This is a genomic window from Mycobacterium sp. RTGN5 (assembly GCF_033804465.1).
Taxonomy (GTDB): domain Bacteria; phylum Actinomycetota; class Actinomycetes; order Mycobacteriales; family Mycobacteriaceae; genus Mycobacterium.
Map to the genome: position 1 here is coordinate 352,696 of NZ_JAPZLA010000005.1, position 15,520 is coordinate 368,215.

Genomic DNA, 15,520 nt, shown 5'->3' on the forward strand with positions numbered 1-15,520 from the left:
GAAGCGGCCGTTCTTTCCCAGAATGGTGCGCGTGCTGGCGATCCCGATCATCATCTTCTGGGCGCTTCTTGCCGTCGTGTCCAACACCTTCGTCCCGAAGGTGGAGGACGTCGCCACCGAACTCGCCGGACCCATGGTCCCGACGTACGCGCCCTCACAATTCGCCCTCCTGCACATCGGCGACAAGTTCCAGGAGTCCAACTCCACCAGCCTGACCATGGTCGTGCTGGAGGCCGATCACCCGCTCGACGACAAGGACCACCAGTACTACGACGGCCTGGTGCAGCGCCTGAAACAAGACACCCAACACGTCCAGTACGTCATGGATCTCTGGGGCAAGCCGATCACCGCGGCCGGTGCGCAGAGCATCGACGGCAAGGCCACGTACGTGCTGCTGCGGCTGGCGGGCAACGTCGGCCAGATCCAGGCCAATGAATCCGTCGAAGCCGTGCGCGACACCATCAAGCACGACAGTCCGCCGCCGGGCCTGAAGGTCTACGTCAGCGGTTCGGCACCGATGGCGTCGGACACGTTGTCGATCGCGAACTCGAGCCTGAACAACATCACGATCATCACGATCATCTTGATCCTCGTGATGCTGCTGTTGGTGTATCGCTCGCTGACCAACGTGGCGGTGCCGTTGTACAGCGTGTTGTTCCAGATCCTCATCGCCAAGGGCGTCGTGTCGACGCTGGGGCACTACGGCTTCATCCCGATGTCGTCGTTCGCGGTGAACATCGTCGTATCGCTGACTCTGGGTGCCGGAACGGATTACGGCATCTTCCTCATGGGCCGCTATCACGAGGCCAGGCAGTTGGGTGAAAGCCGGGAAGAGGCCTACTACACGGCCTACCGCGGCGTGGCCCCGATCATCATCGGTTCGGGACTGACGATCGCCGGTTCGTGTTTCTGCCTGACGTTCGCACGTCTGGACTACTTCCACACCATGGGCCCGGCAGTGGCGATCAGCATGCTCTTCACCATCGCCGCAGCGCTGACGCTCGCCCCGGCACTTCTGGTGTTGGGCACCCTGTTTGGGTTATTCGATCCCAAGCAGCCCCACCGGGGACGGCTGTACCGGCGGATCGGTGCCAGTGTGGTGCGCTGGCCGGTGCCGATTCTCGCGGCCAGCACCGCGGTGGTGTTACTTGGGGCCATCTTCGTGCCGAGCTACCGGGTGAGCTACGACGACCGGGCTTACCAGCCGGCCACTGGCGCGGCCAACCAGGGTTTCGCGTCCGCGGACCGGCACTTCCCGCCAAGCAAGCTGTTCACCGAGATGATGATGGTCGAGTCCGACCACGACATGCGCAATTCGGCGGACTTCATCTCCCTCGACCGGGTCGCGAAGGCCCTGATCCGGCTGCCCGGCGTCGCGATGGTGCAGAGCATCACCAGGCCGCTCGGCCGGCCACTGGACCACGCGAACATCCCTTACCTGTTCACCGTCCAGGGCGGAGCCGCCGGTCAACAGTTGCCCTTCAACGAACATGCCAACGACAACACCGATCGGCAGGCCCAGATCCAGGCCGACACCGTGGCGACACTGAGCAAGACCATCGACCTGACCCAGAAGCTGGCGGACGATCTGCACGCCACGGTTCTTACGCTGGAGAATCTGCAACAGGTCACCGACGAGATGAATGAAGACATCTCGAACCTCGATGATTTCCTCCGGCCCCTGAAGAACTATTTCTATTGGGAGCCACACTGTTACGACATTCCCCTCTGCTATTCATTCCGATCGTTGTTCGACGGGCTCGACGGGATCGATGCTCTGGACGCACAGATCCATAACGCCGTCGGCGACTTTCAGGCCGTCGATGCCCTGATGCCGCAGATGGTCGCCCAGTTGAAAGTCACGCGCGACGAGACCCAGGCGCTGCAGACCGTTATCGTCAACAACTACGGTCCGGCGCATCTGCAATCGACCCAGACCAACCAGACTTTCGACGATCAGATCAACGTCGGCAACGATTTTGATACCTCGCGCAGTGACGATTACTTCTACATGCCCAGAGAAGCCTTCGACAACGAAGACGTCAAAACCGGTATGCAGCTGATGATGTCGCCGGACGGCAAGGCTGCCCGCTTCGTCATCACCCACGAGGGCAACGCGATGGCACCCGAGGGCATCGACCACGTCAACGCGTTTCCCGACGCGGTGAAGGCGGCGTTGAAGGAAACGTCGTTGGCCGGGGCGAAGATCTACATCGGCGGTGCGGCCGCGAACAACAAGGACATCAAGGAATACGCCGCCTCGGATCTCAAGATCGTGGCGATCGCCGCCTTCGTCCTGATCTTCCTGATCATGCTGGTGCTGACTCGGAGTCTGATGGCCGCCATCGTGATCCCCGGCACGGTCGCGTTCTCGTTCGCAGGCGCGTTCGGATTGTCAATTCTGGTGTGGCAGCACCTGATTGGCCTACACCTGCACTGGCTGGTGTTACCCATCACGTTCGTCATCCTGGTGGCGGTGGGCTCGGACTACAACCTGCTCCTGATCGCCAGGGTCAAAGAAGAGATCGGCGGCGCGTACCAGACCACCGGGTTGCACACCGCGCTGATCCGAGCGCTCGGCAGCACCGGTGGCGTGGTGACGTCGGCCGGTCTGGTGTTCGCCTTCACCATGCTCGCGATGCTCGTCAGTGACTTGACGACGATCGCTCAGGTGGGCTCCACGGTGTGTATCGGGCTGCTGCTGGACACGTTGATCGTGCGGTCATTCATTGTGCCGTCGCTGATTCGGCTTCTCGGGCCGTGGTTCTGGTGGCCGACGCTGGTGCGCGCGCGACCGCTGCCGTCGAAATTCCTGGAGGTGGCGCGATGAGTTTCAGCACCCACACTGCGGGCTTCGGTCTCTGGGGCCTGCTGATGTTCATTGCCCTGGGACTCGAGTTCGTCTTCGCGACACTGGCGTTCATCTACACCCGACGGCTCATGCGGTTGCGGGCGCTCCCGGGCAGCGACGAGCTGAACAGTTACCAGAAGGCGTTGCACAAGCTCCGCAAGAACGAGCCCATGTCGCAGGAGGAATGGAACCTCGCCGAGCGGATCATCGACATCCGGCGATCCCCGATTGCCTATTCAGTGCCTGCCACGTTCATGACCATGGGGATCTTCTACGTCTTCGGAAGCCTGGAGTACCTGCACGGTCATACGGCGTCGGAGCGGACGTTCCTCGGGGTGATCCCGATGTTCACCGCGACCAACCTCATCATTCAAATGCGCAAGAGTGCGCGGCTGAAGAAGCGGTTGCCGAAGGCGACGATCGTGGCGTCGGAGGCCGAGAGCCTGCAGGCCTCTTCTGCGCCGGGTTAGACCGCCGTCACCAGCCGCGCTCACGCCATTCGTCGAGGTGCGGCCGCTCTGCGCCAAGGTTCGTGTCGTCCCCGTGGCCGGGGTAGACGACGGTGTCATCCCCATAGGCGCCGAATACCCGGCTGTCCACGTCGCCGAGCAGTTGCTCGAACCCGCCGGGCTCCCACGTCTTGCCGACCCCGCCGGGAAAAAGGCAGTCGCCGGTAAACAGGTGAGTGGCGGTCCGCTCGCCGGCGGGCCGCAGCGCCAGCGCCACCGAGCCGGGGGTGTGCCCGCGCAGGTGGATCACGTCGAAGGTGAGGTCGCCCACGGTGATGGTGTCGCCGCCGGCCAGGAAGCGGTCCGGCGCGACGGACAGCGGCTCGGCGTCGAGCTGGTGGGCGGCGGTCGGCACCCCGGTCGCCGCGGCCAGGGCTTCCAGCGCCTGCCAGTGGTCGTAGTGCTGGTGGCTGGTCACGATCAGGCCCAGCTTGGGCCCATGCTCGCGCACCAGGTCGACCAGTAGTTCCGGATCGTTCGCGGCGTCGATCAGCAGGCTCTCGCCGGTCCGGGAACACGTCACCAGGTAGGTGTTGTTATCCATCGGGCCCACCGACATCTTGATGATGGTGGCGCCGGGCAGGGTCCGGCGGGCTGCGGCCTGCGGTTCGACGTGTCCGGTGTAGGTGTCGTCGACGACTGTCATGGTCGCCACGTTACTTGTCGGTGGGTCGACATAGCATGGGGATCAATGAGCCGCGTACGAGAGGGAATGTTCTCTCGGCGGCTTCTTCGTGCCCACAAACCTGCAGGAAGGGGCGCTGGTGGCTGACCGCCTAATCGTCAAAGGCGCTCGCGAGCACAACTTGCGCAGCATCGACTTGGACCTACCCCGCGACGCTCTGATCGTGTTCACGGGGCTGTCCGGATCGGGCAAGTCCTCGCTGGCGTTCGACACGATTTTCGCCGAGGGCCAGCGCCGCTACGTCGAGTCGCTGTCGGCCTATGCCCGCCAGTTCCTCGGGCAGATGGACAAGCCGGACGTCGACTTCATCGAGGGGCTCTCGCCGGCCGTCTCGATCGACCAGAAGTCCACCAACCGCAACCCGCGCTCGACGGTCGGCACCATCACAGAGGTCTACGACTACCTGCGTCTGCTCTACGCCCGCGCCGGCACCCCGCACTGCCCGGTCTGCGGTGAACGCATCGCCCGCCAGACCCCGCAGCAGATCGTCGATCAGGTGCTGGCCATGGACGAGGGCATCCGGTTCCAGGTGCTGGCCCCGGTGGTGCGCACCCGCAAGGGCGAATTCGTCGACCTCTTCGACAAGCTCAACAGCCAGGGTTACAGCCGCGTCCGGGTGGACGGTGTGGTGCACCCGCTCACCGACCCACCCAAGCTGAAAAAGCAGGAAAAGCACGACATCGAGGTGGTGGTCGACCGGCTGACCGTCAAGACCAGCGCCAAGCAGCGGCTGACCGACTCGGTCGAGACCGCCCTGGGCCTCGCCGACGGCATCGTGGTGCTGGAGTTCGTCGACCGTGACGACGACCACCCACACCGCGAGCAGCGGTTTTCCGAGAAACTGGCCTGCCCCAACGGCCACGCCCTGGCCGTCGACGACCTCGAGCCACGGTCGTTCTCGTTCAACTCGCCGTATGGCGCCTGCCCGGAGTGCAGCGGCCTGGGCATCCGCAAGGAGGTCGACCCCGAGCTGGTCGTCCCCGATCCGGACCTGACACTGGCCGAGGGTGCGGTGGCGCCCTGGGCCATGGGCCACACCGCGGAGTACTTCACCCGGATGCTGGCGGGCCTCGGCGAGGCGTTGGGCTTCGACGTCGACACCCCGTGGCGCAAGCTTCCGGTCAAGGCGCGCAAGGCAATTCTGGAAGGTTGCGACGAGCAGGTCCACGTCCGCTACAAGAACCGGTACGGCCGGACCCGTTCGTACTACGCCGAATTCGAAGGCGTGATGGCCTTCCTGCACCGTCGCATGGAGCAGACCGACTCCGAGCAGATGAAGGAGCGCTACGACGGGTTCATGCGCGACGTGCCCTGCCCGGTCTGCGACGGCACCCGGCTGAAGCCGGAGATCCTCGCGGTCACGCTGGCCGCGGGGGAGCACGGCGCGAAGTCGATCGCCGAGGTCTCCGCGCTGTCGATCGCCGACTGCTCGAAGTTCCTCAACGACCTGACGCTCGGTAGCCGGGAATCGGCCATCGCCGGGCAGGTGCTCAAGGAAGTGCAGTCCCGGCTTGGGTTCCTGCTCGACGTGGGGCTGGACTATCTGTCGCTGTCCCGCGCGGCGGGCACCCTGTCCGGCGGTGAGGCTCAGCGCATCCGGCTGGCCACCCAGATCGGGTCGGGTTTGGTCGGCGTGCTCTACGTGCTCGACGAGCCGTCGATCGGGCTGCACCAGCGCGACAACCGTCGTCTCATCGAAACCCTCACGCGCCTGCGGGATTTGGGCAACACCCTGATCGTCGTCGAACACGACGAGGACACCATCGCGCATTCGGACTGGGTGGTCGACATCGGCCCGGCGGCCGGTGAGCACGGCGGCCAAGTGGTGCACAGCGGGACGTATGCCGACCTGCTGCGCAATCCAAACTCCATCACCGGGGCCTACCTGTCCGGCAAGCAGAGCATCGACGTGCCGGAGATTCGGCGGCCGATCGACCGCCGCAAGCAACTCACCGTGATCGGCGCACGCGAGCACAACCTGCGCGATATCGACGTCGCGTTCCCGCTCGGGGTGCTGACCGCGGTGACCGGGGTGTCAGGCTCGGGCAAGTCCACGCTCGTCAACGACATCCTGGCCTCCGTGCTGGCCAACAAGCTCAACGGTGCCCGCCAGGTCCCGGGCCGGCACACCAGGATCAACGGGCTCGAGCATGTCGACAAGCTGGTGCGGGTCGACCAGTCGCCGATCGGTCGTACGCCGCGCTCCAACCCGGCCACCTACACCGGGGTGTTCGACAAGATCCGCACGTTGTTCGCCGCCACCACCGAGGCCAAGGTCCGCGGCTACCAGCCCGGCCGGTTCTCGTTCAACGTCAAAGGTGGCCGCTGCGAGGCGTGTTCGGGTGACGGCACCATCAAGATCGAGATGAACTTCCTGCCCGACGTCTATGTGCCGTGCGAGGTGTGCCACGGCGCGCGCTACAACCGCGAAACGCTCGAGGTGCACTACAAGGGCAAGACCATCTCCGAGGTGCTCGACCTGTCCATCGAGGACGCGGCCGAGTTCTTCGAGCCGATCTCGTCGATTCACCGGTACCTCAAGACACTCGTCGACGTCGGGCTGGGCTACGTGCGGCTGGGACAGCCGGCGCCGACGCTGTCCGGCGGTGAGGCACAGCGCGTCAAGTTGGCGGCCGAACTGCAGAAGCGCTCGACCGGTCGCACCGTCTACATCCTCGACGAGCCGACCACCGGTCTGCACTTCGAGGACATCCGCAAACTGCTCAAGGTCATCAACGGCCTTGTCGACAAGGGCAATTCGGTGGTCGTCATCGAACACAACCTGGACGTCATCAAGACCTCGGACTGGCTCATCGACATGGGACCCGAGGGTGGCTCCGGTGGCGGCACCGTGGTTGCGCAGGGAACACCGGAGGACGTGGCTGTGGTGCCCGAAAGCTACACCGGCACGTTCCTCGCGAACGTGCTGAAGGCACCCGCACCCAAACGGCCGACCCGGGCACCCCGGCGGCGCAAGGTCAGCTAGCCCTGGACCGTCGGCCGGATGGTGATGTCCCCGATCTCGACATCACGCGGCTGCTCGATCGCGAACGCGATTGCCCGAGCGACCGCTTCGGGTGGCATGCCGAAACTGTCCATGGCCGCACGGGCCTGACGACGGGCGTCCGGGTCTTCGATCGACGAATCCAGCTCGGTGTTGACGTAGCCGGGTGAGATCGATGTGGTGCGGACGACGCCGTCGGTGGATTCCTGACGCAACGCCTCGAGAAGGGTGCGCACGGCGTTCTTGGTGGCCGCGTAGACGCCCATGTTCGGAACGATCTTGATGCCGGCTGTCGACACCACGGTGACGAAATCGCCGTGACCCTGCCGGCGAAAGACGGGCAGCGCCGCGGCGATGCCGTGCAGGACGCCCCGAACATTGACGTCGATCATCGCCGACCAGCCGTCGACGTCGAGGTCGGTCGTTGGCCCGATCTTGCTGATGCCGGCATTGCCGACGAACACGTCGAGACGGCCGAACTCGTGTACGGCGGCGTCGACCAGTCGCTCGACGTCGGCGCGCTGCGTCACGTCGGTGACGACGGTCAGTGCTGTCCCGCCCGCACCCCGGATCTCGTCGGCCAACTCGCGCAGCCGATCTTCACGGCGCGCACCCAGGACGACGGCCGCACCGCGCCCGGCGAGCAGCCGCGCCGTCGCGGCGCCGATACCGCTGCTGGCGCCGGTGATCGCAACGACCGGCCCGGTCAGGGCTGATCCGGCTTGTGCATCGACGAGCGGATTTCTTCCAGCCGCTGGGCGGCCGCCTTCTGCCGGGCTTCGTACTGCTCCTCGACGGTGCGACCCTCGGGTGTTTCGGCGGCCAATTCGGCTGAGCCGAGCGCGGTTCCGTACCGCGTCTCGATCTTTTCCTGGACCGATTCGAAAGTGGGCACACCGGAGTCGCTATAGCCGGTATCCGGTGCGGGTTCGGCGACGGGTTCGTCGGGCATAGGAGTCACCGTACTCCCGGTGGACTCCCTGCGGCCGCGATCGTGACCGGGCCCGGTGGACGAACCGGCGGCCCGGGCAGGGCGACCGAAGGGATGCCCGGCGTTTCGATCCGGCCGGCCACCCACGGCAGCGCGCTGGCGAACGCGCGGGCCGCGAACGGCCAGTCGTGCTTACCCGGCTCGGCCACCACCGCGCAGTCGATCCCGTTGGCGCTGCCCACCCCGCACAACGCGTTCGCGGCGCCGGTCGGGTCGCCGGGACTCGGGGCTGCTCGCGGGAGTGCGCGCTGGGCTGATGGATTGCCCGAGATCGCGAACCATCCCGAAACACCCTGGTAAGGACCGTGTCTGGTGATGATCGTGGACGGATCGAAGCTCGCGTAGGCGGCCGCGTTGCCGCCGAAGAGCCGGGTGATTGTCTGGGTCTTGGTGCCGGAGTTCGGGGCGAAGTCACCCGCGATGTCCTCGAACGTACTGAACATGTCGGGATGCATGGTGGTGAGGTCGACCGCGCAGGTGCCGCCCATGGACCAGCCGACGACGCCCCAGTTCGCGCGGTCCGCGCTGACGCCGAAGTTCGAGACCATAAACGGCACAACATCTTTGGTCAGGTGGTCGGCGGAGTTGCCGCGCGGGCCGTTGACGCATTCGGTGTCGTTGTTGAACGCTCCGCCGGAGTCGACGAACACGAACACCGGCGCGTTGCCGTGATGGGCGGCCGCGAAGTCGTCGATCGTGGTGATGGCGTTGCCGGTCCGCAGCCAGTCGGCCGGCGTGTTGAATTCCCCGCCGATCATCATCACCGTCGGCAGTTTGGGCGGCGGATTGGTGGCGTAGTACGCCGGGGGCAGGTAGACGAATTCCTGGCGGTGCGCGAAATGCGATGCGTCCGAAGAGATTGTCACCGGAACCACGGTGCCCTTGGCGGGGACGGTGTGCGCGACCACCATCTGGGTGACGGTGGCGCGGTCGGTCTGGTCCGGCAACGGCCCCGCGGACACCTGGTTCCAGGCGGTCTGCACGGTGGGGAAGTACCCCACCCATACATTGAGCATCAGCGCCGCCGCCAGCGCGCACAGCGGTATCGCCAGCACCGAGACTCCACGCCGCCACCAGCGGGCGCCACGCCAGCCCACGATCGCCACCACAGCGGCCAGGGTCGTCACGGCGATCCATACCCACAGCTGGTGCGGCGCCGGATCGCCGGCCAGTCCGCCATCGGAGATGCTCCACTGGGCGTACCACGCGGTGGCGATCCCGACGATGGCCGCAAGCGGCAGCCACACCAGTCGCCAGCGGCGCGTCCGCCAGCCGACAGCCAACACCAGAACGAGTCCGGCCACGATCTGCACCGTCAGCGGCAACCATCCGTGCATCAACGAAATGTGTTGGTGATCCGTCGGTGTCACGCTCTCATGGTGACCAAGCTTCCTTGGCGGTCGCTGTGAGCCCGACCGCGTGGCTAACGCGGTTTGGCGAGCGGGAAGGGCAGCGTTTCCCGGATGCTGCGCCCGGTGATCAGCATGACCACCCGGTCGACGCCGACTCCAAGACCTCCGGTCGGCGGCATCGCGTATTCCATCGCCTGCAGGAAGTCCTCGTCGAGTTCCATCGCCTCGGGGTCGCCGCCCGCGGCCAGCAGGGACTGCTCCTGCAGGCGGCGCCGCTGTTCGACCGGATCGGTCAGCTCGCTGTAGGCGGTGCCCAGCTCGACGCCCCACGCGACCAGGTCCCAGCGCTCCGCGACACCGGGCTTACTGCGGTGCGGGCGCGTCAGGGGCGACACCGATGTCGGGAAGTCCGTGTAGAACGTCGGTGCCTCGGTGGCGTCCTCCACCAGCCGTTCGTAGAGTTCCAGCACCACCGCGCCGGCATCCCAGTGCGTCAGGTAGGGGATATGCGCCCCGTGGCACAACCGGCGCAGCTCGGTGAGCTCGGTCTGGGCGTCGATCTGTTCGCCGAGTGCTTCGGAGACGGCGTCGTGCACGGTCTTGACCGTCCACGTCCCGGAGATGTCGACGGGCTCGAGCTGGTCGGGGGCGCCATCGCGGGGTCGCATCACGACCGCGGAACCGTTGGCGGCGATCGCCGCGTTCTGGATCAGCTCGCGGCAGCCGTCGATCCACACCCGGTAGTCGGCGTGCGCCTGGTACGCCTCGAGCAGCGTGAACTCCGGGTTGTGGCTGAAGTCGACGCCCTCATTGCGAAATGCCCGGCCCAGCTCGAAGACTCGCTCGACGCCGCCGACGCACAACTTCTTCAGATAGAGCTCGGGTGCGATGCGCAGATACAGGTCGAGGTCGTAGGCGTTGATATGGGTTTTGAACGGCCGGGCGTTGGCGCCGCCGTGGATCTGCTGCAGGATCGGCGTCTCGACCTCGAGAAAACCCTTGGTGAACAAGGTTTCCCGGATCGAGTGCAGGACATTGCTGCGGGCGCGGATCAGATCCCGGGCTTCGGCGTTGATCGCGAGGTCGACGTAACGGGCCCGGACCCTGGCCTCCGGGTCCTGCAGGCCCTTCCACTTATCGGGCAAGGGGCGCAAGCACTTTCCGAGCATGCGCCACTGCTTGACGAGCACCGAGCGGGTGCCGTTCTTGCTGTGGCCCATGTGTCCGGTCACCTCGACGAGATCGCCGAGGTCGACGGCGGCGAAGTCCTCGGCCGCGCCGTCGAGCGCGGTCTTGTCCAGCAGCAGCTGTACATCACCGGACCAGTCGCGCAGCTGGGCGAACACCACGCCGCCATAGTCGCGGGCCCGCAGGATCCGGCCGGCGACGCTGAGGGTGACGGTGTCGTCGGCGGTCAACGCCGCGGCGATCGTGTGGGTGGGCGGCTGACCCACCGGGTAGGCGTCGACACCGTTGCGCTGCAAGGTTTTCAGCTTGGCCATCCGGACCCGTACTTGGTCGGGCAGCCGCTGTCCGCGTTGCGTGTCGGCGTCCTCGGATTCATCGGGATCCGGCGCGGTGCCGTCGGCGTGCAGGCGCCCGGTGGCGGCAAGGTCTTCCGGGACGGCCGAATAGTGCCCGGTGTGCTGCTTGCTGCGCCGGGTGAACGGCAGCACCAGGAAGCCTTCGGCGATCACCGAGGCGACGCCGACCCGGGGGACCAGCCGGGCGTCCTCGTAGCAGGCGTACCGCGGTACCCACTGCGGCTGGTACTTCATGTTGGATCGGTACAGGGTCTCCAGCTGCCACCACTTCGAGAAGAACACCAGCATCGCCCGCCACAGCCGCGCGACCGGACCGGCACCGAGCTGGGCGCCTTGCTCGAAGGCCGCGCGGAACATCGCAAAGTTCAGCGAGATACGGCTGACGCCGATGTCTTCGGCGTTCTGCAGCAGGTCGGTGACCATCAGTTCGATGGTTCCGTTGGGAGAGGTCGGCGACCGGCGCATGAGGTCCAGTGACAATCCGTTGTTGCCCCACGGCACCAGCGAGAGCATCGCGACCACGTGGTCGTCGGGGTCGACGGCCTCCACCAGCAGGCAGTCACCGTCGGCTCGGTCGCCGAGCCGACCCAGTGCCATCGAGAAGCCGCGTTCGGTCTCGGTGTCGCGCCAGCCGTCGGCACGGGCGGTCACCGCGGCCATCTCGTCCTGGGAGAAGTCGCGGTGCCGCCGCATCCGGACCGTCAGCCCGGCGCGGCGTGCGCGAGTCACAGCCTGGCGGACGGCGCGCATGTCCGGGCCGGACAGGTGGAACTGGTCGGGGTAGAGGATCGCCTCATCGCCCAGCTGCAGCGCGTTCAGGCCCGCGTCGCGGTACGCCTGGGCGCCAGTGGAACTGGCGCCCATGACGCCGGGCGCCCAGCCGTAGTCCTGGCACAGCGACAGCCATGCCGAGATCGCCTGCTGCCAGGCGCGCGGATCGCCGATCGGGTCACCGCTGGCCAGGCAGACGCCCACCTCGAGGCGGTAGGTGATCGCGGCGCGGCCGTTGGCCGCGAACACGACGGACTTGTCGCGGCGGGTGGCGAAATAGCCGAGGGAGTCGTTCTTGCCGTAGGCCTGCAGCAGACCGCGGATGGCGGATTCGTCCTCGCCGGTCAACGCGTTCTCGGCGCGCTGGGACTGAAACAGCACCACCGCCGCCACCATCAACGCCAGCGCGCCGAACAGGCCGAGCAGGGCATTGATGAAGGTGTGCGGATGGCCCTCGAAGGATTCGGCGCCGGCACCGGCGAACGCGCTGACGCGGTTCAGGGCGTACCAGAAGCGATCTTCGCGGGCCAGGGTGCCGGGGAAGAACTCGAGCACGCCCCAGCCGATCAGCGTGCCGACGGCCAGGCCGGCCACCAGGGCTGCGGCCGCCTTGACCAACGCACCGCGCCGGACACGGGCCCAGAATTCCTTGTAGGCCAGCACCAGGGCGCCGGCCGCGGTGAGGTGGAAGATCAGGCCGATGACCTCGCCCGCGTCCACGGCCGCTGTCTCGTCGCCGGTCACCAGGTCGGCGATGTTCCAGACCGACGCGGCCACCATGTAGAACACCAGAATCCACCAGGCGATGCGCTTGCGGGCTGCGAGCGCGGCGGCCAGCAGCACCAGCACGAACGCCCACGCGAAGCTGGTGTCCGGGAAGTTGAACAGGTAGCTGTTGATGAACTCCCTGGGCATCCGGATGAGGTGCCGAACGATCGTGGACACGCTCGACAGCAGCGACAGCGTCGCGATGACGCCGATGATCCAGCCGGCTGCGGCAGGCACCCACCGGAAGCGTGAGGTTGGCCGACTCGTGGTGACGGTCATAGGCCGCGAGGATATTCCCTCGGCATACGAATTGTCTGTGGTGCGCTACCAGACAGGGCCGGTATATTTTTCGCCCGGCCCGCTGCCGGGTTCGTCGGGGACCGCGCTGGCTTCCCGGAAGGCCAACTGGAGACTCTTCAGGCCGTCGCGAACCGGGCCTGCGTGCGGGCCGAGATACTCCACGGACGCGGTCACCAGGCCGGCCAGCGCGGTGATCAGCCGGCGGGCCTCGTCGAGGTCCCGGTGTTCGCTGGCATCGGGATCGGGGGAGGACAGCCCGATTTTCTCGGCGGCGGCGCTCATCAGCATCACCGCGGCGCGGGTGATCACCTCGACGGCGGGAATCTCGGCCAGGTCGCGGATGTCAGTAGGGTCCGTCATGCCTGCTAGACTGGCACGCACGACCGTCCCGGCGTACGCCAGGGACAGCAAGTGGAGTCCCACTCCCACCGTTCGCCACGGATATTTCCGCAGGTAAACGGTCCGGTCACGGATACCTCAACGGTATCCGTTCTGCGGTTTCGCAGGCGGCGTCAGCCGTGATCGGTCGGCATTGGGCCCTGCTTTTTGCAGGGCCTTTCTGTTCGATTGAGCAGAATGCTGGTGGCGTGATTCTTCCCAGCTGCTCCCACCGTGTGACACCGCGATGGTCCGCAGAGGAAATCGAACCAGGGAGGCCCCATCAGCACTGAGACCCGCGTCAACGAGCGCATCCGCGTACCTGAGGTCCGATTGATCGGACCGGGTGGGGAGCAGGTAGGCATCGTGCGCATCGAAGATGCTCTCCGCGTCGCCTTAGACGCCGATCTCGACCTTGTCGAAGTAGCTCCAGACGCAAAACCACCGGTTTGCAAGATCATGGACTACGGCAAGTTCAAGTACGAGACGGCTCTGAAGGAGCGCGAGTCTCGCAAGAACCAGCAGCAGACCGTCGTCAAGGAGCAGAAGCTCCGCCCGAAGATCGACGATCACGACTACCTGACCAAAAAGGGTCACGTCATCCGCTTCCTCGAGGCGGGGTCGAAGGTCAAGGTCACGATCATGTTCCGCGGGCGCGAGCAGTCCCGGCCCGAACTCGGGTACCGACTCCTGCAGCGGCTGGGCGCCGATGTCGCCGACTACGGCTTCATCGAGACGTCCGCCAAGCAGGATGGGCGCAACATGACGATGGTGCTGGCACCGCACCGCGGCGCGAAGACTCGCGCCAAGGCGGCGCACGACGCCGACGTCCCCGCGGGGCGTCCGGCCGAGCCGCAGCCCACCGAAACACCTGAGACCACGTAGAACTGAGGACTAATGCCCAAGGCCAAGACTCACAGCGGCGCTTCCAAGCGGTTCCGCAAGACCGGCACCGGCAAGATCGTGCGGCAGAAGGCGGGTAAGCGCCACCTGCTCGAGCACAAGGCCAGCAAGCGGACCCGTCGTCTCGACGGCCGCACCACTGTTGCGCCCAATGACGCCCGCCGTGTCAACGCGATGCTGAACGGCTAAGCGCCGTAACCCGTTAACTTTTTGACCGAACGAGAATAAGGAAGACCGCAATGGCACGCGTGAAGCGCGCACTGAATGCCCAGAAGAAGCGGCGCACAATACTGAAGGCGTCCAAGGGCTACCGCGGCCAGCGCTCGCGGCTTTATCGCAAAGCCAAAGAGCAGCAGCTGCATTCGCTGACCTACGCCTACCGGGACCGTCGTGCCCGCAAGGGCGATTTCCGCAAGCTGTGGATCACCCGCATCAACGCGGCGGCCCGCGCCAATGACATCACCTACAACCGGCTGATCCAGGGTCTCAAGGCCGCTGGCGTCGAGGTTGACCGCAAGAACCTCGCCGAGATCGCCGTCAGTGACCCGGCTGCGTTCACCGCGCTGGTCGAGGTCGCCAAGGCCGCACTGCCGGAGGATGTCAACGCACCGTCGGGCGAGGCGGCCTGATAGACCTCCCGCTCAACGAGCGATCGGCCCGTGTAGTCGCGGCAGCCAAGTTGCTGCGACTGGCGGGCCGTCGTCGTGCCGGGAGGTTCCTCGTCGAGGGTGCCAACCTCATCGAGGCGGCCCTGCGCCACGGCCTGGCAGTGGAGGTATTCGCCACTGACGTGGCCTTGGCGCGCTACACCGATCTGCTCACCGACGTCGCGGTGCACACAATCACCGACAAGGCCGCGAAGTCGTTGTCCGACACCGTCACTCCGGTTGGGTTGTACGCGGTGTGCACGCCACCCGATGTCGCCCTCGCCGACGTTCTCGCAGCAGGCCCGCGGCTCATGCTCGTCGCCGTCGCGACGTCCGAACCGGGCAACGCCGGCACGCTGATCCGCATCGCCGATGCGATGGGCGCCGACGCCGTGGTGTTCACTGACGACAGCGTCGACCCATACAACGGCAAGTGCCTGCGCGCGTCGGCGGGCAGCATTTTCTCGCTGCCGGTGCTCGAAGCTCCCGACTCCGCCGCGCTCGTCGCCGAGTTGCGGTCGGCGGGACTGGCGGTGCGCGCCACCACGCTGGACGCCGACAACACCGTGGACGCGGTGGATCTCACCCAGCCGACGGCGTGGCTGTTCGGATCCGAGGCACACGGCCTCGCCGCCGACGTCGCGGTGCTGGCGGACGAGCGTGTCCGGGTGCCGATGTGGGGGAGTGCGGAGAGCCTGAACGTGGCCGCGGCGGCGGCTATCTGCATGTACGAGAGCGCTCGTTCGTTGCGGCGGGGCTAATCCGCCGAAGCGAATTGGTGAGCCGTGCTATCTTTCTCGACGATACATTTCGGGCG

13 protein-coding genes are annotated in these 15,520 nt (G+C 66.2%); 7 read left to right on the plus strand and 6 right to left on the minus strand.

The features are described from left to right. Window positions 1–22 precede the first annotated feature (22 nt). On the plus strand, window positions 23–2,830 hold the full coding sequence (locus SLQ31_RS23810; protein WP_319436643.1) for an RND family transporter: 2,808 nt from the start codon (window positions 23–25) through the stop codon (window positions 2,828–2,830). Next, entirely contained in the window at window positions 2,827–3,321 is a 495-nt protein-coding gene (locus SLQ31_RS23815; RefSeq protein WP_319436575.1) for a hypothetical protein, read from the plus strand. Before SLQ31_RS23810 ends, SLQ31_RS23815 begins: the two co-directional genes overlap by 4 nt. Before the next feature lie 7 nt (window positions 3,322–3,328). Here the strand turns inward: SLQ31_RS23815 and SLQ31_RS23820 are convergent, their stop codons facing one another. Continuing rightward, window positions 3,329–4,006 carry an MBL fold metallo-hydrolase gene (locus SLQ31_RS23820; RefSeq protein WP_319436576.1) on the minus strand — a complete coding sequence of 226 codons (678 nt, stop codon included), beginning with the start codon at window positions 4,004–4,006 and terminating at the stop codon, window positions 3,329–3,331. A gap of 118 nt (window positions 4,007–4,124) precedes the next feature. On the opposite strand from SLQ31_RS23820, the gene uvrA reads away from it, so the two are divergent. Then, window positions 4,125–7,031 carry an excinuclease ABC subunit UvrA gene (gene uvrA / locus SLQ31_RS23825; protein ID WP_319436577.1) on the plus strand — a complete coding sequence of 969 codons (2,907 nt, stop codon included), beginning with the start codon at window positions 4,125–4,127 and terminating at the stop codon, window positions 7,029–7,031. On the opposite strand, the gene SLQ31_RS23830 is transcribed toward uvrA, so the two are convergent. The 5 genes from SLQ31_RS23830 to SLQ31_RS23850 form a co-directional block, all read right to left on the minus strand. Beyond that, window positions 7,028–7,759, minus strand: a complete 732-nt coding sequence (locus SLQ31_RS23830) for an SDR family oxidoreductase (protein WP_319436644.1) — start codon at window positions 7,757–7,759, stop codon at window positions 7,028–7,030. The two genes, uvrA and SLQ31_RS23830, sit on opposite strands and share 4 nt — an antisense overlap. Continuing rightward, a complete protein-coding gene (locus tag SLQ31_RS23835) occupies window positions 7,756–8,001 on the minus strand; it encodes a hypothetical protein (RefSeq protein WP_319436578.1) in 246 nt (81 codons plus the stop codon). The genes SLQ31_RS23830 and SLQ31_RS23835 overlap by 4 nt, the downstream gene beginning before the upstream one ends. 5 nt (window positions 8,002–8,006) lie before the next feature. After that, window positions 8,007–9,377 (minus strand): alpha/beta hydrolase, encoded by a 1,371-nt coding sequence (locus SLQ31_RS23840; RefSeq protein ID WP_319436645.1) that lies wholly within the window; start codon window positions 9,375–9,377, stop codon window positions 8,007–8,009. Window positions 9,378–9,463: 86 nt separating this feature from the next. After that, complete coding sequence (gene lysX, locus SLQ31_RS23845) at window positions 9,464–12,754, minus strand: bifunctional lysylphosphatidylglycerol synthetase/lysine--tRNA ligase LysX (protein ID WP_319436579.1); 3,291 nt, start codon at window positions 12,752–12,754, stop codon at window positions 9,464–9,466. A 45-nt stretch (window positions 12,755–12,799) separates the two neighbouring features. Next, entirely contained in the window at window positions 12,800–13,135 is a 336-nt protein-coding gene (locus SLQ31_RS23850) for a DUF1844 domain-containing protein (protein WP_319436580.1), read from the minus strand. Window positions 13,136–13,435: 300 nt separating this feature from the next. Here SLQ31_RS23850 and infC point away from each other — a divergent pair, with 300 nt between their 5' ends. Genes infC through SLQ31_RS23870 form a run of 4 tightly spaced genes read left to right on the plus strand, consistent with a single transcriptional unit; the run spans window position 13,436 to window position 15,464 of the window. Further along, entirely contained in the window at window positions 13,436–14,038 is a 603-nt protein-coding gene (gene infC / locus SLQ31_RS23855) for a translation initiation factor IF-3 (RefSeq protein WP_319436646.1), read from the plus strand. A 12-nt stretch (window positions 14,039–14,050) separates the two neighbouring features. Continuing rightward, window positions 14,051–14,245 carry a 50S ribosomal protein L35 gene (rpmI, locus tag SLQ31_RS23860; protein WP_319436581.1) on the plus strand — a complete coding sequence of 65 codons (195 nt, stop codon included), beginning with the start codon at window positions 14,051–14,053 and terminating at the stop codon, window positions 14,243–14,245. Between the two features lie 50 nt (window positions 14,246–14,295). Continuing rightward, complete coding sequence (gene rplT / locus SLQ31_RS23865) at window positions 14,296–14,685, plus strand: 50S ribosomal protein L20 (RefSeq protein WP_319436582.1); 390 nt, start codon at window positions 14,296–14,298, stop codon at window positions 14,683–14,685. A 50-nt stretch (window positions 14,686–14,735) separates the two neighbouring features. After that, entirely contained in the window at window positions 14,736–15,464 is a 729-nt protein-coding gene (locus SLQ31_RS23870; protein WP_319436583.1) for an RNA methyltransferase, read from the plus strand. Window positions 15,465–15,520: the final 56 nt, after the last annotated feature.